Origin of the sequence: Brevibacillus nigriterrae, assembly GCF_049846925.1 — a bacterium.
Classification (GTDB): Bacteria; Bacillota; Bacilli; order Brevibacillales; family Brevibacillaceae; genus Brevibacillus_H.
On record NZ_JBNCMT010000025.1, the window covers coordinates 63,786 to 85,448 of the forward strand.

Consider the following 21,663-nt stretch of genomic DNA (forward strand, 5'->3'; position numbering starts at 1 on the left):
GATGGAGAATGTAAAGATCACTCTGGAGGTACCAACCTAGTGCAAAACACAATTCGTAGAGAAGATATCGAGTTACTCGCTCCGGCCGGTCATTGGGAAAGTCTCAAAGCAGCAGTTGCCAATGGCGCCGATGCTGTCTTTTTTGGTGTAGAAAAATTCAACGCTCGGGCACGTGCGGAAAACTTCACGATGGACGAGCTTCCTGAAATTATGTCATACCTTCACTTGTATGGTGTAAAAGGGTTTCTTACGTTTAACATTCTTGTCTTTGAAAATGAGCTGGAGGAAGCTCGCCAACTCATCGACGCCTGTATTGACGCCGGGGTTGATGCGGTCATCGTGCAGGATTTAGGGCTCGTCAAATTGATTCGTGAGATCTCCCCTGACTTCCCGATCCACGGTTCTACCCAGATGACGATTACTTCCCCGGAAGCTGTTGAATTTACCAAGCCTTTTGATATCGAACGGGTCGTGCTTGGTCGAGAAAACTCGTTGAAAGAGATTAAAAAAATCGGCGATCAAGCGAAGCTGCCGATGGAAGTTTTTGTGCATGGAGCCTTGTGTGTTTCTTATTCCGGTCAATGCCTCACTTCCGAGATGTGGGGAGGCCGCTCTGCCAACCGTGGGGAGTGTGCACAAGCCTGTCGTCTGCCCTACGATCTGATTGTCGACGGGGAACAAAAAGAAATGGGCAACATCGCCTACCTCCTGTCTCCTAAAGATTTGGCAGCACTCGAGCTGGTGCCTGAATTGATTGAAGCAGGAGTGACTTCCTTTAAAATTGAAGGGCGCTTGAAATCCCCTGAGTACGTTGCCAATGTAGTCAGCAAATACCGAGCAGCCATTGACCGCTACTTCGCCGGGAAAAGCGTCACCCCATCGAAAGAAGAGATGCGCGAACTCCAACAGAGCTTCTCTCGTGGCTTCACACCTGGCTTCTTGTTAGGAACCAACAACCGGACATTGCTGGATGGTTCTTTCCCGAAAAGCCGTGGCGTGTTCTTGGGTAACGTGAAGAAAATCCTGAAGCATGGCATTCTGGTAGAGCTTGAATCTCCATTAAAACGTGGTGACGGTATCGTATTTGACGCAGGTGATCCTACGCAAAAAGAAGAGGGCGGCCGTGTTTACGATATCCTGCAACGTGGGGAAAAGATCGAAGGCAAAGTGGAAAAAGGTCTGTACGAAATCGTCATGGGACGAAATGACGTGAAGTTGAACCGGATCCATGTGGGTGATCGTGTCTGGAAAACCAACGATATGGAACTCAACAAGCGCCTGCGCAAATCGTTTGAGACAGACAAGCCGTATTTTACGCATCCTCTGCTTGTTCATGTGGTTGGTCGAGTCGGTGAAATGCTCCAGACGACATGGGTTGATCCAAAGACGAACAATGCCGTAACGATCCAATCCGAAAAGCCACTGGAGGAAGCGATCAAACGCCCTCTAACACACGAGACTCTGTTCGACCAGTTCAGTCGTCTCGGTGGAACCGTGTATCATCTAGAGGCAGACGGATTAACGGTACAAATCGAAGGAAACGTAATTGTTCCCATGAGTGAACTGAACCGGATGCGTCGGGAAGCTGTTGACGCCCTTTTGGAGCTTCGGATCAAGCCACGTCCTTATCAAAAGCGTAACATCAACGTCTATGCTGATGTCCCGAAGGTAGATCCTGCTGATGTTTCGCCGAAGCTTACTGCTCTTTGCCGTTCACTCGATCAGGTGGAAGCAGCAGCGCAAACCGGTGTTGACTTCATTTACGCCGATTTTGAATTTGTCAAAGATTATCCGAAGGCAGTTGAGCTGGCACACAGCTATGGCAAACAGATTGCTCTCGCCTCTATGCGGATTCACATGCCTGATGAAAATGGTGTGTTGGAACTGATTGCTCGCAGCAAGCCAGATGCGATCCTCATCCGCAACACGGGTGCCTTGTACTATTACTTGTCTCGTCAACATGAACTCCACATCCCGCTAATCGGAGACTTTTCTTTAAATATTGCCAATCATAAAGCTGTCGAGCTTTTCTTGGAAACAGGTCTACAGCAAGTGACACCGTCTTATGATTTAAATATCCAGCAAATGATCGATCTGTTGGAACATAGCGACGCTTCGAAAATCGAGATGGTCATTCATCAGCATTTGCCGATGTTCCACACCGAGCACTGTGTCTACTGTACCTTCCTGAGCGAAGGCACGGATCATACGAACTGTGGTACACCGTGTGAAAGCTCACGCATCTCGCTCAAGGATCGGGTTGGATTCTCCCACCCTGTTCGTGTCGATACTGGATGCCGCAATACCGTCTACAACGCCATCGATCAGTCAGGGGCAGAGTATTTGCCGGAGTTCAAAAAGCTTGGCGTCGGCAGCTACCGTGTAGAGTTCCTCGAAGAAGAACCGGATCGGGTAAAAGAAGTGATTGCCTTGTATCAAAAAGCGATGCGGGGAGAAGTTAGTGGTACTCACGTCTGGAAAGCGCTCAAAGCAACAAATCAGTTGGGAGTTACCCGTGGCCAGTTGACGAAATAACCTACGTTTTTTACTAAAGGATACAGTTCAAAAAGGAGGACCAGGCTTTTTGAACTTCCTATAAGGAGAGGGGTAAAAAATATGCCTAATTTGGAAACACCTACAGAAGAGAATCTCGCCGTTATTATTGAGGGGATCAAACAAAAGTTGAACATGGCCAACACGGCTGTGATGCGTCCCGAAGACTTTGATCTTGCTAACTATGAAGATTTGCTTTACCTCTACAACATGGTGCAAAAAAAGCCTTCCTTCAGCATTAATGAGATGACGGCAATCGTTGAGGAACTGGGGAACTTCCGCAAGCAAAAATAAATACGTTGTGTTAATCAAAAAACAAGATGCCTTTGTGAGTCATTCACAAAGGCTTTTTTGTGAGTTTCGACATTTACAAAAAAAGGGTTATTTAGTATTATGTCCCGATATACTTTTTTGGAGGAGAAACAGGAAATGAGTACGATTCACGGAGAGGTTTATCAATTAAATAATCAACTAAAGACGGAAGCAGACGCTCTGCTCTACGATTACGGACTGCTTGCGATTCTTGAAAAGTACGGCAAGCCACATGTCATTGGGAGCTACTACCTCGATACGATGACGTGGAGAGACTTGGATATTTATCTGGAAGTAAATGATTTCGACCTGGAGCAGAACTTGAACCTGGGAAAAGAGATCGGACTCGCCATCCGTCCTCATGCAATGAACTACCGCAACGAGCTAATTCATAAACGCCCTGGCTTTCCGGATGGAGTATACTGGGGAATCTATACGTACCTCGACTTTACGGACATGTGGAAGATCGATTTATGGATTTTTGATCCCGAGCAGGTGAACGGCTTCACCCATGCAGCCACAGAGCTCAAGCACTCCATTTCCGAAGAACATCGTGAAAAGCTGCTTTTGATCAAGCAAGTCGTATGCAGTCATCCCCGCTACTTCCAGGACTTTAAAAGCATGGATATTTATGATGCAGTGCTGTCTTATGGTGTGACGACGGTAGCTGAATTCCAGCAGTGGCTCATCGAGAAGAAAGGCGTCTTCCTTGAATTTTAGAAAATCCGTCGATTAACCAAAAGGCCAACCAGTTCATTCATCTGGTTGACCTCTTTTTTGCCTACTACTTTACGTTGGCACAACATCTTCACGATGCTCCTGCCCTTGCGAAGCTATTTTGGTTGGACATACATTGTCATCACCTATGATGCTGATTTGCATGATCGGATAATTCGTCTGTATGGCCAGCCGCATGTCTTCCAATAACGAGCAAAGCACTTCTTCCTGAATTCGTTGATCAAAAGCTAGTCGAATGTCTATTTCATACGGATATGGTTGGGGGTTTTGCTTGGCATCCATATTGCGCACGATTCATCCTCCTGACATCAATAATATACGCTTGCATGTTCGCAGTAATGAAAGTGTTAGACTGGCTGAAGTGCACCGCTTGCTATTATTTTCTCTACTTCTTCATAACCGGGGAGAAATGCGAAATTATATCTTGCCGGAAGAGCAAATACATACTTGCGATTTCGACCAAGCTCCTTTGGGCCTATAGGAGCTGCTCCAATATGAAACTCCCCCTGTTGAAGAGAGCTCCACTGTTGATGTGTAAAAACCATGATTGGAATATCTTGTCGCGGATTTTCCAATTTCCATTCAGGATGCCGGATCAGAATCATCGGACCCGTCACAACAGCCCCTCCTTGGTTTTGATTTTTTAGCGAATTCCCTTCCCATTTCTCCATAACTATCTGATACCCTGTCCAGCTTGCTGGTAAGGAGAACGTAAATCCATACTCATTATTTGTGTAGGTAATGCCTTTTTCTGCCGTAACATCCACCTTCACCTTTTCAGGCTGTGTTTTCTCTATTTGCTGTACATTTTCGTTTTTGGGTAAAGTGTTTACTTCATTGACACACCCCGCTAAAACGATACTGGTTAACAAAGCCAATATCATGACAAAACCACATGTTTTTTTCATGATGCCACCCCTAACATTTCTTATTTACTCACGAGACGTAATTCACCCCTGTATTGTTCCATCTATTTTTTTGAAATATACTTTCATCTTCATTAAGTGAAAAAACGAAAAAGCCCCGCTTCTTCCGCAAGCTGCGAAAAAAGTGGGGGCTACATTATGATCATTTGTGTTTTTTCATCCTCGCATACAGATACAAACCTCCAACCCCAAGGGTGCCAATCATCAGCACATTGACGGTTGCCGGAGTAAATGCCCATTGAAAAACTGCTGAGATAAAATCAACCTGGTTCAGCCACACATCGACCAGTGAAGCTAGGATAAGACCAACGTAATTGCCGACCGCTGAGAGAATCATAAACATCACGTAATGAGCGAAGGTAATCTCACCCTTGCGAGGATGATATCCTGGTACGAGGTAAAGCAGCCCGATAATCAGACCGATGATGCCATTGCCTACACTCCAGTGCCACCAGAAGGAACCCTCAAACCAATCGACGCCTACATTACCAATAAAGCCGACGATAAATCCAAAGAGCGGACCCTCAATTGCTGCAAAAACCGCAAGCAGTGCGATTGCTGGCCGAAAACTGTTTTGTGCGATCAAGATATCTGCAGTTATTAAAGAAAGTACAGTATAGGAAAGGGTAGCAATAGTGAGAAGCAGCCATTTTGGAAAGGATGATCGTTTCGTATTCAAGTGGTGTGCCTCCTGGATTTCGAATATGCACGATACTCCTATTTTACATACCCTGCGATTCAGTTGGCAAAACCTTCTCTCTACCAAAAATTCTCACTTTTTCTTATTTTTTATCAATGATTACTGATTCCTACTCTAGACTCTGCTTCTTGGCTAGGCTCTTCTCGTTGATAGCCGTTTTTCCATAAAAGGTAACGGATACTGTCAACCAATGCCTCCCAGCTCGCCTCGATCACATTCGTAGACACACCTACCGTGCTCCAACGCTCTCCTTCACTAGCTGATTCAATCAATACACGTACTTTCGCAGCCGTTGCTTCACTTTCGTCAAGGACACGTACTTTATAATCCGTCAAATGCATATCAGCAAGGGCTGGGAAGTACTCACCTAGTGCCTTTCGCAGCGCATTGTCCAACGCATTGACTGGACCATTTCCGTCTGCTGCCGTATGTACCGTCTGGTTGTTAACCCGCAGTTTCACAACCGCTTCGGAAAGAATGGAATTGTCGGCTGTTTTTTCCATGAGGATCTTGAATGTTTCCAGTGAAAACAGTTCCTTCAATTCACCTGACGCTTCCAGCAGCATAAGTGAAAGGGATGCTTCTGCGCCTTCATATTGATAGCCTTGATGCTCCCGTTCTTTAATTTTTTTGATCATTTGTCTTGCTTTCGGATTTTCTTTATCAAAGGTTAACTGAAGTTCTTCGGCTTTTGCCAGCAAATTGCTTTGTCCAGAAAGTTCAGAAACCAATACTCGTCTGCGATTGCCGATCTCTTCGGGTTGCATGTGCTCGTACGTCTCCGGATTTTTGAGGACGGCGCTGACATGAATACCCCCCTTATGGGCAAAGGCACTGTTCCCCACAAAAGGCTGATTATTGGGAGTCACCATGTTGGCAATTTCACTTACATAGCGGGATAGCTTGGTCAATTGAGTCAATTTTTCTGGCTCGACACAGGAATACCCCAACTTGAGCTGCAAGTTAGGAATGACCGAGACCAGATTGGCATTTCCGCAACGTTCGCCAATTCCATTCATCGTCCCCTGCACCTGGGTAGCACCGGCTCGGACGGCCATCAGTGCATTTGCTACGGCAAGCTCTCCGTCATTGTGACTGTGAATGCCAAGTGGAATGTGGGTACAAGCTCTCACGTCCGTGACAATTTCTAGTACCTCGTGAGGCAAGCTTCCTCCATTGGTGTCACACAAGACCAGCCAATCGGCTCCCGCTTCTTCCGCAGCCTCCAGCACCCGAAGTGCATAGACCGGATTTCGTTTATATCCATCAAAAAAGTGTTCCGCATCAAATAGTACTGTCAGCCCTTTGCTCTTGAGGTAAGCAACGGAGTCTCGAATCATGCGAAGATTCTCATCCAACGTGGTTTTCAATGCCTCTGTCACATGCAGGTCCCACGACTTGCCAAAAATCGCTGCCGCCTCCACGCCACTGGAGAGTATCGCCTGCAAATTCTCGTCCTGATCGGCTGCTACACCCGGACGACAGGTCGATCCAAAAGCAGTAATTTGGGCATGAGAAAAAGACATGCTCTTTACTCGTTCAAAGAATGCCATGTCTTTGGGGTTACTACCCGGCCAGCCGCCTTCAATGAAATCTACGCCGAATTGATCCAGACGGAGTGCGATTTTACACTTATCTTCCACGGATAAACTGATGCCTTCTCCTTGTGTTCCATCTCGCAGTGTGGTGTCGTACAGAAATACCTTTTCCTCTCCTGTTTCTCCCATTTTGTCCATCTCCACTTGTTTTGTAATTTTTTGAATTTTTAGTCTCTATCTAAATAATTTGCCACCTAGTATACCACAGGCTTGTAGTAAAAAAAATAAAAACAGATGGCTTCAGTTGTAAAAAAAAGTCACCCGATAAAGGTGACTTGATGATAAAAATCAATTCTCTGGAACTGCGTTCAAGACAAAGCTACTCGTCTCTCGGATTGCCTCTTCCAATGCTGGTGAACTTCCTGCAAAAGGATGTTTCGTATTGAAGGTATGGTCTCCCCCTTGAATCCAATGCAATCTGCTGTTCGCTGCCGATTCATGCAAGGTGCCTGCCCCTTTTACCAAGCGGGCAAAATCCTGATCCCCCTGGATGATGAGCAGCGGTTTTTTCATGTTGCTTACTTTGGCAATTAGATCGTAGCGGTCTTTGTTGCGATCTACATCGTCAATCACGGCCTGGCGTATCGGCATTTGCTGTTTGGTTCGTGCGTTGAAAATATAGCCGACGCCGTTTTTGGCCACCTCTTCTCGCAAGGACTGGTCGAATAAATCTACATGGGCGATCCCGTTCCAGCTAATGATTCCTTTGATCACTGGATGTTCTGCCCCGAACAGGATGGCATCTCCGCCGCCCTTGCTGTGACCCACAATAAATACCTGATCCAGATTCATTCTTTCATGAAAAGGTAGCTGGTTGCTTGTCAGTGCTTCGACGAGAGCTTGAAGGTCAAGGACTTCTCTTGCATATGTATTGACCCCGAACTTCTCAAGCTCATCAAACTCCGTCTCGCTCTCACCAACCCCATTGCAGGAAAAGTTGAAACGAACTACGGTAATTCCCTGTTTGGACAGTTCTTCACAAGCGTACGGGAAGCTTCCCCAGTCCTTGAAGCCTTTGAACCCGTGGCAAAAGATCAGGACGGGTTGTTTGCCATCGGTATCATCCTGAACATGGACATTGCCACGTAGCGTTAAGTGGTCATCCAGTTTGAGTGTAAAGGATTGCTGCATGCTCTCCTGCCTCCTACGATCCCAAATATTGAAGTGCACTTCTGCCGAGAACCTCTGCGCTGTTCAACATGGACTTCTCATCAATATCAAAACGGGGATGATGATGTGGATATTCGGCTCCCTTCTCCGGGTTGCCTGCTCCGATGAACACAAATGCACCAGGAACCTTTTGCAGGTAGTAGGAGAAGTCTTCGCCACCCATGGTCGGTACCATCCGATCGACATGAGCTTCGCCTACTGTTGATACGGCTGCTTGCCGCACCATTTCCGCTTCTTGCTCATAGTTGATCACGGCCGGGTAGCCTCTGTCATATTCCACAGTAGCACTTCCGCCCATCATGGCAGCCGTTCCCTGAACGATTTCATGAAGCCGTTTCTCCGCCAAATCACGCACTTCCGGTAAAAACGAGCGTACCGTACCCGTCATTTTGCACGAATCGGCAATGACGTTGAAGTTATCGCCTGCGTGGAACGTTCCGATCGTAACCACAACATTATCCAATGGGCTCACGTTGCGGCTGGCAATAGTTTGCAAATTCATCACGATCTGTGATCCGATCACGATGGAATCGACCGTTTCCTGCGGGATGGCACCGTGTCCGCCTTTACCCTTGACTTCGATAGTGAAATCATCGACATTCGCCATAATCGGGCCGGGAGCGATCCACACCTTCCCCATCGGAGCCATTGACCAGAGGTGAGCACCAAATATGGCATCGACTCCATCCAATGCCCCGTCCTCCACCATTGCGATCGCTCCACCTGGATTTTCTTCTTCAGCATGTTGGAAAATGAATACGATATTCCCTTTGATCTGATCACGATGCTTGGCAAAAACAGTTGCCAACCCCAGTAAAGTTGCGGTATGTGCGTCATGGCCGCATGCATGCATCACACCAGGTACCTGCGACTTATACGGCACATCCTTCTGATCCTGGATGGGGAGTGCGTCGAAGTCCGCCCGCAAAGCAACCGTCCGGCCTGGTTGGCTTCCTCGGAGAACACCTACCACCCCACGACCGCCTACTCCTTCCCGAATCTCATCTACACCCAAATCTCTAAGAATTTCGGCAATCAACGCTGGAGTCTTCTCTTCTTGAAAGCTTAACTCCGGGTATTGATGAAAATGACGACGCCAGTTGATCATTTGAGATTCAACCTGCTGCAGATAATCATGTAATTGATCGCTTAACAAAATAACCACCACCTGCCTGTTCATATAATGCGTTAGTTTTACTATAATCGTTCTTTGGCAACAGCAAAAGAGTGAAACTTTCATGTGCATATTCTCTTTGCGGTAAATAAAAAAAGACCGGAACTTTTGATGGTCCCAGTCGTATTATCAGTTATGAGTTGGTGCTTTTGCGTACAACATTTGCAGCTTGTGGACCACGCTGTCCATCGACAATATCAAACGTTACTGCTTCACCCTCTTCTAGGTTGCGATACCCGTTGCCAGAAATTCCGGTGTAGTGTACGAATACGTCCCCACCACCATTTTTCTCAATGAAACCATAGCCTTTTTCCTTGTTGAACCATTTTACTTTTCCTTGCATCATACAAATCCTCCTTGTCAATCGGGCTTTTCTTCAGCCTTAACCTATCCTATGCAAGAGAGGAAATGTTGGAGCCTATATTTGCACAATATTTGCGGGAGAAATCCATTGCCTCGTATTCTAAACTTTGCTGTTTTCGGCTACAATGAATGAATATTGGATTTACTTATAAGCAAGCATGCATATCCCATATTACAAAACGGTCATGACCGTTTTGTTGACCGCACGCGGTCACATCCACTTTTGTGACAAGGTGCCTCAGCGTAACATCTAGCATTTACTTCGGTAAAAACGTTAAGACGTTTTTCACAGAAAAAAAAAGGAGAGATTTCACCCATGCGTATCATTCTGGTTTTTCTCATGGCATTGTTGCTCACAGCTTGTGGTGACCTGGACAAAACCGTACAGGACGCACAGCAAGCAATCGAGGCTGGCAAGCAGGCCGTAGAGGCTGGACAGCAAGTGATTGAGAAAGGAAAGGAAATTGCTCAATCCGAAGTTGCCCAGCAATTGCAGGCATACCTGCAACAAAAATACGATTCCTCTGAAAAATTGCGTGCCGCCATGTTCACCGGTGACGGACAGATTATCGCTGAAGAACTGAAAAATACCGAATTAGCCAACTTCGACTTTTACACCTCGGAGATGTTTGGCGTCAAATTCGCAGGGAAGCTGACGGCAGACGGCAACTTTCAGGTGCTGAAACACGATTTGAAAAACCCGAATGCCGAGCCTACTCTCGTCCATGAGTTCAATGTGATTCTCGATCAGTCAGGTCAAATTCAAGTTCAATAGCTAAGAACAACCCAAAGAAAGCCATCGGAGCATAAACCCGATGGCTTTCTTCTATGTTAGTTGTTTTTTGCTAAGCGGTAGTTATTGCAAGAACTCACTAATCACTTGTTGCTTTTGCCTTAGCTCATCAACATCAATTTTCATATCGGTTGCGGCAAACAGTCCAGTGAAGTATTCCTCTATCTGGCGCACAACATGTGATTTCTCTTCCTCGACCATTTGAGAAAACTCACTCGCAAAACGTTGTCCCAGCTTCCGAGAACCGCCTGCCAGATACGTATCTACGGGTTGTTGCATCAGTTTTTCCAACTCATCCCGCATTCTGGTTTTGCCGTCCATCTCGAAAAAGTCCTTCGTATTCTTGAACAGTCCCAGAGCAGACTGGAAGCTCGCAAGTGAAACAGCCAGCTCTTCGTCAAAGTCAGGAGTGTCTACCTTACGAGGCTGGTAGGGCGCCAGTTGGAAGTTGTGCGTGTACGCTCCCAATTCACGCTCCCACAGCTTGATCATCTGGTTCCCTTGTTTATTCAGGAATTTCTCCAGACGAAGTGTGGTAGCCCGCAATTCCTGAGCCAGATCGTAGGCAATCGAGCGGAGCAGGTCCTGTAGAGAGCTTTGCAGCGCTTTTTTCAAATTTCGCCCGTCATCCTTGATCACGGCAGGGTTGAACGCCATGTTAAACAGTTCATTAAAGCGGAAGAATAACCGTTGCTTGACGTAGTAGACAAGCTCATCTTGCTCCCGCTGGAAATCACGCTCTTCTGAATCGGTAGAATGGGCACGAACATACGAAATAGCCTTGTCCTGTGCAACTTCCGCCTGCTCCCTGCGTTCTCTGCGCACATCCTCTCCAGCCTGAGCCATCTCAATAAACTCCTGGAGTGTCAAATCCACACGCTTCATCTCATTGTGTGCTGCCGTAACTGCCATCTCGGTCAGCTCTTCCAGGCTGAATTTCATGAAATCCTGCTCAAAACGCAAAATCCCTGACAGCTCCAATCCTGTTTCCGGTGAAGGAAGTGGATCGGTTTCACCTGCATTGGTACGTTGGCGGTATACTTTCTCAGCAGAGGCAGCCAGCTTTCCTTTTTCATGCATGCGAGCAAGCAGTGCCGTTTGGCTGGAGATCGGGTACAGACGTGGATGTCTGATTCCGCATGAGAGCAGATTCTTCTCCACATGCTGCAACACTCCGGTCAGCTCTTCTGGCGTTGCTGCCAAATCAGCAGCATTGACGACGAAAAACATCTTGTCCAGTTCAAACGTATCTTTGACACGCCCCATTTGCAAAAGGAACTCCCGATCCGCATGGGCAAACGCATGATTGTAATAGGTGACAAACAAAACCGCATCCGCATTTTTGATATAGTCGAAGGCAACGCCTGTATGTCTGGCATTGATTGAATCCGCACCAGGCGTGTCAACAAGGACGATCCCCTGATCCGTTAGCGGGCAAGAATAGTAGAGTTCGATATACTCCGTGAAGCATGCTTTTTCTTCTTTGGCGACTAGCGATTTAAACGCCTGCTGGTCAACAATCAGCTCTTTGCCCAGGTGATCTGCCATTTCCGGCAAACCTTTGGCCACTGCACGCAAAAACGTATAGTGCGGTTTCGCTTGGGGAGCCATCTGCGCAACATCGATGGACCCGATTGCTGCAAGTCCTTGCTCAAGATCATTCGCTGTCAGGTCAAACACGGCAAGGGAACGGAGCACATCGGCTTCAATCGCCTGTTTGGTTTTGACAATCACACGAACTGTCCCGTGCGGGTATTGATCGGTTGGCGGCATAATCTTGTTGATCGCGGCTGTGGTAGGATTCGGAGAAACTGGCAATACCATATCGCCCATCATCGCATTGGCAAAAGAGGATTTACCCGCACTAAACGCTCCGAACAACGCTACCGTAAACTGATTGGTACGCAAACGCTCCGCACGCTGAGTGAGTTCCGCTGCCAGCGTCTGCATTCCTGGAATCGCTGTAATTTCACTGCTCGTTCTTTGCAGTTTGTCTGCGGCTGTTAGCAGTTTGGTTTTTAACTGATTCATTTTACTATAATCTCCTTTATTCCCCTGTAGCTAGAATCGAACGCATGGATTCAGTCGCAGCCTGTTCCCGTTCGCTCAGTTTTTGCAACTGCTTGTGGACACTATGAAGTTTGGACAATTTCTCTTGTTGTTCACGGTAACGGTTGTTTTCCATTTCCAGACGGTTGGCTAGTTGCTTATGGATCGTTTCAATAAAGTCCAGCCCCACACGACGGTATTCCGCTTTGATCCCGTTCGAAATATCCTTGCAGTAGTTCATGACGTATTCGCTAGATCCTGCTCCCTCTTTCACTTGAGCAGCGAGGAAGTCAGGCGTGATCTCGATGGTGGTAGCGTGTACGGCTTTATTGTATTCATCATCTCTGAGTCCGTACGCTTCAGGAAGCTTGCTCATCAAATCCTTGAAATGCCAGTCCAGATTACTCGCCACTTTTTCACGGAAGTCAGCAAGCAATGTCTCTAGTCGCTGGGCACGCTCTTCCTCTGTTTTTTTACCGGCAAAAAGAAACCCTACCTTGAAGTTCGGCTTGCGGCTCTCCAGGTACTTCTCGGCAGCTTCATTCGTGCTGTAGTAGGTGAGTCGGGCATTTTCCAACAGAGATTGCAATTCTTTTTCCATGTTGGTTTTCGCAGCTTCTACCTGTGCGACATTTTCACTGAGCTTCGCATGTACTTCTTGTAAGTTGTCTGAAATGGATTTGGCATCGTAAGGGTCTACATTTTCCATGTCCGTCACAAGCTGGCCTTCTAGAGCTTCTCGCTGATCCTGCTGTTGACGAGACAGAAATCTTGCGTGCTCTTCAATCAAATAAAGGACTGACTGTTTGACACTGTCTTCAATCAACTCTTCACGCTCGGTCAAGAGCTGAACCAGCTTTGCCTTGAATTCCTCATACTGGTTCTCGGGATGATCCGGCTCTGCCAGAGACGTATAAAAAATACCATCCGGTACAATGTTCCACGTCGCAAAGGACTCTTCTACACTCTCTTTGTAGCTGTCAAAATCCAGCTCAAAATCAACGTGCTTATCGATCATGTTGATGACGAGATACACGGGCTTGCCTCGATCTTTGAGTGTTTTTGTAAAGTTGAAATTCTCTTCGGCCTGGACGTGGTTGTAGTCCATCATATAGATCACGACATCAGCCAAATGTAGGGCTGACTCGGTAGCAATTTTATGTGCCGCATCGGTCGAATCAATGCCCGGCGTGTCCATCAAGCTGGCATGCTCCCCAAGAAAAAGATCCTGGTACTGAATTTCCACCCAATCGATTGTATCTCCGTCAACGGCGTATTTTTTCAGCTTGTCAATCTCAGTGGTGGGATCGAACGTGACAACCCCGTGATGGCGAGTATAAGCCCGTGCAGCAGGTTCTCCGCTTTTTATCTTCACAACATTGGCACTTGTCGGAATCGGATTAGACGGGAGAAGCTCGGCTCCTAACAGCGTATTGATCATCGTTGACTTACCCGCCGAAAAATGACCACAGAACGCAATGCTCATTTCCCCTGTGTTTACTTTATCAATCAATTGTGTCAATTTATCCGATTGCTGTTGATCGTTCTCACGGTGCATCTGATTCTGAATGGATTCCAGTCGAGCCACCAAACTTCTTGATTCTCTGGCAAGCTCAACGGTCTGATTGCTGTTCACTTCTAAATCAACTCCATCTCTCACTCTTCCCGGTTGGGGTCGCTCATGCAATATCGATGTTAGGTTATTTATGAACATTTTGCGACTATCACATTACTATCAAAACAAATGATTATCTATTACGCAAGGGTTAATTCTTCTCAGTCTATTCATGTCTTTTCATATCTTTTCAAGTTGGGAGGAACACTATTCGTATAACGGGTTCGCATCACTTATGGTTCGGGGAGGTTTTGATGCAGGATATTGATTGGTTAACCTATTTGATGCTGATTTTAGCCAGCTATCGTTTTACCCATCTGATCGTCTTTGATAAAATTACGGAATTTATCCGCAATCCCTTTCTTCGCAAAGAAAAAGTGGTTGATTCGGAAGGCCACGTCTCTACCAAGAAAACGCCTACCTCCATGTTCGGCTATTTGTTGAACTGCTATTGGTGCACAGGAATTTGGAGTGCGATTTTTCTCGGAGCCGCCTATCTTCTGATTCCCCGGTTTTCCATGCCGCTTATCTTTATCCTGTCCATTGCTGGCGCACAGGCGATCCTCGAAACATTCGTTGGTGTAGGGGTCAAGCTGGTGCAATACATAGGAAAACGTACGGAAAAAATGGAATAAAAAAAGCAGGCGCTCTGAACTGATAGCGACCTGCTTTTTTCCTGTGAAGTAAAAAACGTCTCGACGTTTTTTATAAAAGTGGATATGACTACTTGCGGTCAACAAAACGGTCATAACCGTTTTTGTATTATTCGTTCTTTCCCTTTGCAGCCAACAGATCGGCAAATGCTTTGGCATAAGCAGGCAGGTCTGGTGGACGACGGGAGCCGACGATGTGACCATCCACTACGACTTCCTCATCTACCCAAATTGCTCCCGCATTTTCCATGTCATCCTTGATCCCTGGAGTGGATGTCGTCCGAACTCCTTGCAAAATCTTGGCGGAAACCAACACCCAACCGGCGTGGCAGATATGACCGATTGGCTTCTTGGCCTCATGCATCTGCTGTACAAACGTGAGCACTTGCGAATAACGGCGGAGCTTATCAGGTGCCCAGCCTCCCGGGATCAAAACCGCATCGTAATTTGCTGCATCGATCTCGTCAAATGATCGATCGGATGTGCATGGAACCCCATACTTTCCCTCGTACACTTCATTTGCTTTTGGGCCTGCTATATGAACCGTTGCTCCTTCCTCCCGAAGTCTCAAAATGGGATACCAGAGCTCCAAATCTTCGAATTCATGGTCAATAAATGAGAGAACTTTCTTACCTACCAGACGCATCAAGAGTTCCTCCTGTATATAAAATTTTTCATCTGTTTCTTTTGATTACGCAGGTCAACCAGCTCATTCTGGTTGGCCTTTTTTCTTTTGAAACCCTTTTATCTTATTCCCCGAAATTTCAGGTGTCAAGGGAGGCGTACGCTCATAGATTTTAGAGAAACGATTCGAGAATAGGGGCGATGACGATGGATATATCACAGCTTGGGCGTGCACAAACAATTGATGAAGTTATCACACAATTGGATGAGATCATCACATGGGCAAGCAGCCAAAATAACCGTCTCGGCTATTTTGCAGCGCTCTATCGCAAAGTAACCGTACGAGTCAGGGAAGGGATTCACACTGGCATTTTTCAGGATGGTCCCCGTATGGAACGTCTTGATGTAATCTTTGCCAATCACTACCTGAAAGCATTGTCCCAGGTTCTCAGTGGCAAACAGACGAGAGAAAGCTGGAATGTTGCCTTTTCCTCAGCCAACTCCCGCCAGCCGATCATCCTTCAGCACTTGCTTCTGGGGATGAATGCACATATCAATCTGGACCTCGGTATTGCCTCCGCCGAAACCAGCCCGGGTGAGCAGATTCATGCCCTACATACTGATTTTCTCGAAATCAACAAGATTTTGGCATCGCTTGTTGATGAAGTGCAAGCAGAAATTGATGAGCTCTCACCCTGGGTCGGTCTGATCGATCATCTCAATCCCAAAGCCTCTGATGCGATTGTCAACTTCAGCATGCGGAAAGCCCGGGATGCAGCATGGGCGTTTGCTTTGGAACTTTCACAACTTACCCCAGCCGAAAAGAATTGGGCCATAACGAAAAAAGACATTCGTGTCGCAGAGCTCGGCAGAGTGATCGCCAAACCGCCTGGACTGCTTTTCCGTATTGGCCTATCCCTCATCAGTCTGCGAGAATCTGGAAATGTTGGCCGCAATATTGAGGTTTTACGGTGATTACGAACTTGCCTTGGTTGCTTTTTATTTGATCAGAATTTTCCTTAGCAGTGTTGCTATCGATTCCGGGAGAGTATTCATGTTATACAAAGCGACGTAAGAATTGCCATACAACATTTTCATCATCTCAACATCTTTTTCGCTTACTTCCATGTTGGATAAAAAAATTCCGATGACATGGATTCCCTGCTTTCTGGCTTCGGCAACCGCTTTATAGGTATCGAGTACTCCGTCTTCGCCGTAATTAGCTGCTGACGGCTCTCCATCGGAAAAAACGAACAAAAACTTCTGTGCTTCCCCTCGAACCTTTAGCAGGGAAGTCATCTCTCGAATAGCAAAGCCATCTCGATTGTCTTCTTTCGGCTCCATCTGCAGGATGGCTGAACCGATCAACCGCTTGTTGCAATTTTCAAAAGTGATCACTGGTTGAAAATAATTGTGAGAAGGTCCATCTTTTAGTACAGCCGATTCTTCCCAAAATCCTGTGACGTTGTGCGGAATGGTAAGCGAATACAGTGTTTCATGAAACAGAATAATTGCCTTCTTGACCTTGTCCATTTTCGTTGACATCGACGAAGAACAGTCAACCAGCAAAGAAAAAACTGCATCTTTTTGCTTTGATTCCTCCTGTTTCTTATAAAAAGGTCTTGGCATTTCATCTACAACCAGAGGAACCAATTTTTTGCCCAATCTTCCCTTCAACAAGTTGCTGCGCTGTTCGTTTCTTTTCTGCTCGATGCTTTTTTCCCATGTTTTGATCAAGGCCATACGATGCTGATCCTGCTGAGTGCAAATTTCCATATACTCGTTCCAGTCTTTGTACTGAGGGACAAGCTCGTCCAAATGAATCGCAATCGGTGCTTTATTCGTCATGTTCTGGTGGCTATCTTCTGTATGTTCCAAAGACAGCTTCTTTTCCTTTAGCATTTGTATATCGTAGCTGCGCTTGTCGGTTTGAACGGAATTTCCTTGAATGGAAGCAAACACCTGATCATTCGATTCCGACATCCGAATGTCATCTCCAACCACATCTGTATTGGTTCCCTCAGCCACATCGAACTGAAGCAGCGTCTGCTCGGAGACTGCCGTATCCTGATGCCACGTCATCATTTTTTCTGACGAAGTTTCATTTTTCTCATTATCGTTCTCTTTTTTCCCGACGGAATGTACCTCATCTCTTCTGCGCAAATCATCGAATGTCAGATACGAAGTTTCTTGAGAGGAAATTCCGAAGAACTGTTCCTGGCAATCCTTCTGGTACCGATCATCCAGCAGGTTCATCATTTCTAGACATAGCTTCATGATCTCCGCAGTATTTTGCGCTTGCTTTGCATTATCGAGAATGGATGGGAGTTCGGCTGGACCAATCAAAGATGGCAGCTCATGACGAATAGGTGTGGGAGCCGTAACGTACAGGTATATCCGATACAGCAGTTTGTCCAGTTCATAGTCATGGCTAATAAAAGACATCAGTTTTTGTGTAAAAATTTTTTGGTACAGCTCTCTTCTTTTTTGAAAAGCGTTGAGCATCCCGGGACGCTGTTGGATGCTTGATTGTTCTACCCGTAAGTCTTCCAATAAAGAAAAGATCTGCTTGGCAAATTTGGTGTTTCGGTATTCATTTGCCTTTTGCAAATAATGAGGAAAAACGGTCAGATCGCTAAAATGAACATTGCCGAAGCTTTTCAGGTATACGTCACTTTTCCGTCCAAGCCTACGGGATGCTTCATCAAATGAGTCCCAAAATCGGCTGACATAAAAAATGCTCTTTTGCTGATCAATTCTCGCAAACAAATCAAATTGCACTTCCGCTTCCGGGTCTTGGGCCAATGCTTTTGCCAAATCGGATAACTGCATCATTTCCAGCCAATCCAGATTCTTTTCAAGAAAGGAGAATGTTTCCATACCCTACACCCCGAAGATGGTTTCTGCCATGTTCGTTACCAAATCTTTTTCTCTTTGGTCATCGAGTTTATCGACGATCGCACGTTTAATGGAACGCAATGGCGGCATATAGCAGGTCAAATCGCAAGCATCCAAGAGCCCCCTGATGGACGCTACTTCTTCTGAAACCTGCCCCGTCTTCACCATTCGGATAAAATCGGCAGAAAGCTCTACGTATGAGCGAAGCAGTCTCTCGTCCGTACATTTCGACTGCCTTTTTAACAAATGATATAGCTGGTCTCCTTGCACGTAAGGAACTTCTACTACGACAAAGCGATTTTTCAACGCTTCGTTCAGCGGGGTGGTTCCTACATAGCCTACATTCATGGCGGCAATCACGGAAAATCCACTCTTTGCCGTAATTACTTCCGATGTAAAAGGATTGGTGATCGATCTTCTATAATCCAGGACGCCGTTTACGATCGAGAGCACATCCGGTTTAGCAACGTTTAACTCATCGATGTATAAAAAATTGCCGTTTTTCATCGCCTGTATCACTGGCCCATCAACGAAGTGAATATGCGTCTTGTCAGCTTCGTGGACTAGCGTCTTGAATCCGAGCAAGGCTTCTGAATCCAGATCGACGGAGCAGTTGATGGCATGCAAATGCTTGTTGAATACTTTTGACAGGTATTCTGCCAGCCTGGTTTTTCCACTGCCTGTCCCGCCTTTTAATAACAGGTTCTTGCCCATCGCCACAGCAACCAGGGCATCGTGGAGAATTTCTTTATCGGGAGGAATATAGTCACCTTGATACATCTCTTCGTTTTGCAGTAATTGCTCTATCTCTCTTTCAGAGAACATCATATGAATCTCTCCGTTTCTCTCTAACTCCATGTAGGTTAACACTATTTTTATAGAGCTAACGTTATATTCTAACATATTCTGTTGTACAAGATAAAACTATTATCTGCCAATCATGACCAGTGATGTGGATCTATCCGACAACAGCAAAATAAAGGGAGCCGAATCTCTGAGATCGGCTCCCTTGTTCTATCTGATAAATTGGTGATAACAATTTTTTTACATATCTTCTTGCTTTGCTTTAATAGGAATGTACAAATCGACTTTTGCTTTTCCTTCTGGGTCCATGGCAGGGTTGTTCATACAAAACTCAAGACACGGTTTATCGTCTGCGTCGTACTCACTATTGGGCAACCACTGACCGAAAATCGTTTGATAGGCAATAGCCAGCTTATCAATCGTATCGTAAAACTGATACAAGGCATACGTGCCGCCTGATAGTCTTTTGAAGTTGATCCCGTCCTCGCTCTCTTTCACAAAGTTTGCTGGCAAGGTCACACAAGCATCATATCGACATTCATGTTCCTCCGTTACGTTTGGGTCATCTAGGGAGATGCCAATAAAAAATTGCTCTGTCGGGTACAGCCCTTTGCTGTTTGACCAGGTCCCCAATCTTTCCCAAGCATAATAGGTCTCTAAATAACTGCCTACATGTCTCGCATAAGCTACTTCCAGGTCTGGCAATTGTTTCAGTGTGATATTCATCTTCCAAATCCTCCTTAAGAAGCTGTTCTTACTCTCTATAGAGTAACAAAGAGGTTTGGCTATCTCTTCTTGCATCTTGCCTTTTTCTCCCAAAATATTGCTATCTTTGGTCGTATTCTTCCTCCATTCAGATGGAGTTGTTTGATAATATTTTTTAAAGCTTGCATTAAACGTTGAAATTGATTCAAACCCACATACATTCGCTATTTCCGCTATTGATTTCGTCGTCTCGTTTAACTCAAGGACTGCTTTTTGTAGACGAATTGTCGTGACAAAGGACATGGGAGTCTCACCTGTAATAGCGGTAAAAATACGGCTAAAATGATATTTGGAAAAGTTAGATGCCTCCGCTAAGGAGTCGAGATTTATTTTTTCTGCGTAGTTTTCTTCTATGTATTTGATTACCTTGTTTATTCTCTCCTGATAGTCATTGCTCATATCAATAAATTACCTCTCCCTATTTTTTTATCTACGAACTATTGTATCGCTTGCATACTCGACATGAGAAGACTGAGAATTGCCTTTCATTGGAATACTAACGAAATTCCAATATACTCCCTATCATACGAAAACCTCCCATTAGAGCAATTAATTATCGGCTTGCTTCTAATGAGAGGTTTTTATCTGTTTATTGAACTAGTGTTCTGCGTTAGCTCGAACCCTATTTATTACCTGGATTTCACACTTGGGCTATTTAACTATTCCAAGAACAAAGCCATCATACCCTTTGGTACCTACAGTTTGAATAGCGGTTGAATCTATGCGTGATTCTTCGGATAACAAATCGATAAATTGGCGGATCCCTTGCTCGATTGGGTCTTCAGAATCAATGATACGCCCTTTGCGAACGACATTATCCCCAATGATTACTGTTCCTGATCTTGAATAGTTTAATGCCCACTTCAAGTAATTAGGGTAGTTTGGCTTATCAGCATCGATAAAAATAAAATCGAAGGAGGTGAATCCTTTATCTTTTAAAGTTGGCAGTGTATCAAGTGCTGGCCCAACAATGACTTCAACTTTATTTTCTAATCCTGCCATTCGAATATTTTCTTCTGCAACTTTTGCATGATTTGTATCAAGCTCAAGTGTGACCAGGTGCCCTCCGTCTGGCAGCGCACGTCCCAACCATATACTGCTATATCCCCCAAGAGTGCCAATCTCTAAAATGCTCTTTGCTCCTGCAAGTTTTGCAAGCAAATAAAGCAATTTACCTTGATTGGGAGCGACATCTATAGCGGGCAAATTCGCTTCCCTATTTGCTTTTTGTATGGAATCCAAAATGGGATCCGACGTGTGAAGTTTCATATTAAAATAAAGATCAATGTCATTCCAAGTTTCAGAAATATTCATATTTTTCTCCTTAGAATTTATTTTGGGGACATCTCGTTATAAACTCACTTTATTACGATATATCGCATTGTATCAACAAGAAATTTCCCTTCCGTAGAACAATCGAAAAGAAGGTGACATGTACATACAACCATAGGAGGCTGCCAAATAAAAAAACCCAGAAACAGATCCATTGATCGTCTCCAGGCTTTATAACGTATGTATGGTGCCGGTAGAGGGACTTGAACCCCCACGGTTTCCCTCACGATTTTGAGTCGCGCGCGTCTGCCAATTCCGCCATACCGGCACATATGAAGTTGCATGGTCGGGAAGACAGGATTCGAACCTGCGACCCCTTGGTCCCAAGCCAAGTACTCTACCAAGCTGAGCTACTTCCCGATTTTATATTCTTTGTTCTGGGGTAAATAATGGCGTGCCCTGAGAGATTCGAACTCCCGACCTTTTGATTCGTAGTCAAACGCTCTATCCGGCTGAGCTAAGGGCACACATTTGCACCTTCAAAACTGGATACGCAGAGGTAAATTCGCTAAGAGATATACGTGGATAAGTCCTCGACCGATTAGTATTCGTCAGCTCCATGCGTTACCGCACTTCCACACCGAACCTATCAACCT

At 45.6% G+C, this 21,663-nt stretch carries 20 protein-coding genes and 3 tRNA genes; 6 read left to right on the forward strand and 17 right to left on the reverse strand.

Translation table 11 applies throughout. The features are described from left to right. The first annotated feature begins 39 nt into the window (after nucleotides 1-39). The 3 genes from ACPW7N_RS18120 (at nucleotide 40) to ACPW7N_RS18130 (ending at nucleotide 3,585) form a co-directional block, all read left to right on the forward strand. The gene (locus tag ACPW7N_RS18120) at nucleotides 40-2,535 is read left to right on the forward strand and encodes a U32 family peptidase (protein ID WP_425652519.1); all 2,496 of its coding nucleotides are present in this window, start codon (nucleotides 40-42) and stop codon (nucleotides 2,533-2,535) included. A gap of 81 nt (nucleotides 2,536-2,616) precedes the next feature. Further along, nucleotides 2,617-2,847 (forward strand): DUF1128 domain-containing protein, encoded by a 231-nt coding sequence (locus tag ACPW7N_RS18125; protein ID WP_425652520.1) that lies wholly within the window; start codon nucleotides 2,617-2,619, stop codon nucleotides 2,845-2,847. Nucleotides 2,848-2,982: 135 nt separating this feature from the next. Beyond that, the gene (locus ACPW7N_RS18130; RefSeq protein ID WP_425652521.1) at nucleotides 2,983-3,585 is read left to right on the forward strand and encodes a hypothetical protein; all 603 of its coding nucleotides are present in this window, start codon (nucleotides 2,983-2,985) and stop codon (nucleotides 3,583-3,585) included. A 69-nt stretch (nucleotides 3,586-3,654) separates the two neighbouring features. On the opposite strand, the gene ACPW7N_RS18135 is transcribed toward ACPW7N_RS18130, so the two are convergent. The 7 genes from ACPW7N_RS18135 to ACPW7N_RS18165 form a co-directional block, all read right to left on the reverse strand. Beyond that, nucleotides 3,655-3,894: a hypothetical protein gene (locus ACPW7N_RS18135; RefSeq protein ID WP_425652522.1), complete on the reverse strand. Its 240-nt coding sequence runs from the start codon at nucleotides 3,892-3,894 to the stop codon at nucleotides 3,655-3,657. Nucleotides 3,895-3,950: 56 nt separating this feature from the next. Continuing rightward, nucleotides 3,951-4,511 carry a hypothetical protein gene (locus tag ACPW7N_RS18140; protein ID WP_425652523.1) on the reverse strand — a complete coding sequence of 187 codons (561 nt, stop codon included), beginning with the start codon at nucleotides 4,509-4,511 and terminating at the stop codon, nucleotides 3,951-3,953. 160 nt (nucleotides 4,512-4,671) lie between these two features. Next, on the reverse strand, nucleotides 4,672-5,208 hold the full coding sequence (locus tag ACPW7N_RS18145) for an ECF transporter S component (protein ID WP_425652524.1): 537 nt from the start codon (nucleotides 5,206-5,208) through the stop codon (nucleotides 4,672-4,674). 113 nt (nucleotides 5,209-5,321) lie between these two features. Further along, on the reverse strand, nucleotides 5,322-6,956 hold the full coding sequence (cimA, locus tag ACPW7N_RS18150) for a citramalate synthase (protein WP_425652525.1): 1,635 nt from the start codon (nucleotides 6,954-6,956) through the stop codon (nucleotides 5,322-5,324). Nucleotides 6,957-7,115: 159 nt separating this feature from the next. Next, nucleotides 7,116-7,958, reverse strand: coding sequence for an alpha/beta hydrolase (locus tag ACPW7N_RS18155; RefSeq protein WP_425652526.1), 843 nt, complete (start codon nucleotides 7,956-7,958; stop codon nucleotides 7,116-7,118). 13 nt (nucleotides 7,959-7,971) lie between these two features. Then, nucleotides 7,972-9,105: an amidohydrolase gene (locus tag ACPW7N_RS18160; protein ID WP_425652537.1), complete on the reverse strand. Its 1,134-nt coding sequence runs from the start codon at nucleotides 9,103-9,105 to the stop codon at nucleotides 7,972-7,974. Nucleotides 9,106-9,304: 199 nt separating this feature from the next. Continuing rightward, nucleotides 9,305-9,517, reverse strand: a complete 213-nt coding sequence (locus tag ACPW7N_RS18165; protein ID WP_425652527.1) for a cold-shock protein — start codon at nucleotides 9,515-9,517, stop codon at nucleotides 9,305-9,307. A 333-nt stretch (nucleotides 9,518-9,850) separates the two neighbouring features. Here ACPW7N_RS18165 and ACPW7N_RS18170 point away from each other — a divergent pair, with 333 nt between their 5' ends. Then, nucleotides 9,851-10,309, forward strand: a complete 459-nt coding sequence (locus tag ACPW7N_RS18170) for a hypothetical protein (protein WP_425652528.1) — start codon at nucleotides 9,851-9,853, stop codon at nucleotides 10,307-10,309. 81 nt (nucleotides 10,310-10,390) lie between these two features. On the opposite strand, the gene ACPW7N_RS18175 is transcribed toward ACPW7N_RS18170, so the two are convergent. Together ACPW7N_RS18175 and ACPW7N_RS18180 are read right to left on the reverse strand one after the other, a co-directional pair. Continuing rightward, nucleotides 10,391-12,358, reverse strand: a complete 1,968-nt coding sequence (locus ACPW7N_RS18175; protein ID WP_425652529.1) for a dynamin family protein — start codon at nucleotides 12,356-12,358, stop codon at nucleotides 10,391-10,393. A gap of 16 nt (nucleotides 12,359-12,374) precedes the next feature. Next, entirely contained in the window at nucleotides 12,375-14,012 is a 1,638-nt protein-coding gene (locus ACPW7N_RS18180) for a dynamin family protein (RefSeq protein WP_425652530.1), read from the reverse strand. Nucleotides 14,013-14,245: 233 nt separating this feature from the next. Between ACPW7N_RS18180 and ACPW7N_RS18185 the strand changes: the two genes are divergently transcribed. Next, nucleotides 14,246-14,626, forward strand: a complete 381-nt coding sequence (locus ACPW7N_RS18185) for a DUF1360 domain-containing protein (RefSeq protein ID WP_425652531.1) — start codon at nucleotides 14,246-14,248, stop codon at nucleotides 14,624-14,626. A 127-nt stretch (nucleotides 14,627-14,753) separates the two neighbouring features. Here the strand turns inward: ACPW7N_RS18185 and ACPW7N_RS18190 are convergent, their stop codons facing one another. Next, complete coding sequence (locus ACPW7N_RS18190; RefSeq protein ID WP_425652532.1) at nucleotides 14,754-15,290, reverse strand: type 1 glutamine amidotransferase domain-containing protein; 537 nt, start codon at nucleotides 15,288-15,290, stop codon at nucleotides 14,754-14,756. Between the two features lie 185 nt (nucleotides 15,291-15,475). Between ACPW7N_RS18190 and ACPW7N_RS18195 the strand changes: the two genes are divergently transcribed. Beyond that, complete coding sequence (locus ACPW7N_RS18195; RefSeq protein WP_425652533.1) at nucleotides 15,476-16,243, forward strand: DUF5995 family protein; 768 nt, start codon at nucleotides 15,476-15,478, stop codon at nucleotides 16,241-16,243. 24 nt (nucleotides 16,244-16,267) lie between these two features. Here ACPW7N_RS18195 and ACPW7N_RS18200 read toward each other — a convergent pair whose 3' ends face one another. The 7 genes from ACPW7N_RS18200 to ACPW7N_RS18230 all read right to left on the reverse strand — a co-directional run bounded on the left by ACPW7N_RS18200 (nucleotide 16,268) and on the right by ACPW7N_RS18230 (nucleotide 21,534). Further along, on the reverse strand, nucleotides 16,268-18,148 hold the full coding sequence (locus ACPW7N_RS18200) for a vWA domain-containing protein (RefSeq protein ID WP_425652534.1): 1,881 nt from the start codon (nucleotides 18,146-18,148) through the stop codon (nucleotides 16,268-16,270). Nucleotides 18,149-18,151: 3 nt separating this feature from the next. Continuing rightward, nucleotides 18,152-18,991 (reverse strand): AAA family ATPase, encoded by an 840-nt coding sequence (locus ACPW7N_RS18205; protein WP_425652538.1) that lies wholly within the window; start codon nucleotides 18,989-18,991, stop codon nucleotides 18,152-18,154. A gap of 219 nt (nucleotides 18,992-19,210) precedes the next feature. Then, nucleotides 19,211-20,134, reverse strand: coding sequence for an AraC family transcriptional regulator (locus ACPW7N_RS18210; protein ID WP_425652535.1), 924 nt, complete (start codon nucleotides 20,132-20,134; stop codon nucleotides 19,211-19,213). Nucleotides 20,135-20,386: 252 nt separating this feature from the next. Beyond that, nucleotides 20,387-21,049 carry an O-methyltransferase gene (locus ACPW7N_RS18215; RefSeq protein WP_425652536.1) on the reverse strand — a complete coding sequence of 221 codons (663 nt, stop codon included), beginning with the start codon at nucleotides 21,047-21,049 and terminating at the stop codon, nucleotides 20,387-20,389. 203 nt (nucleotides 21,050-21,252) lie between these two features. Further along, nucleotides 21,253-21,335 (reverse strand) — tRNA-Leu (locus ACPW7N_RS18220). A gap of 15 nt (nucleotides 21,336-21,350) precedes the next feature. Beyond that, nucleotides 21,351-21,427 (reverse strand) — tRNA-Pro (locus tag ACPW7N_RS18225). A gap of 30 nt (nucleotides 21,428-21,457) precedes the next feature. Then, nucleotides 21,458-21,534, reverse strand: a tRNA-Arg gene (locus ACPW7N_RS18230). Nucleotides 21,535-21,663 lie beyond the last annotated feature (129 nt).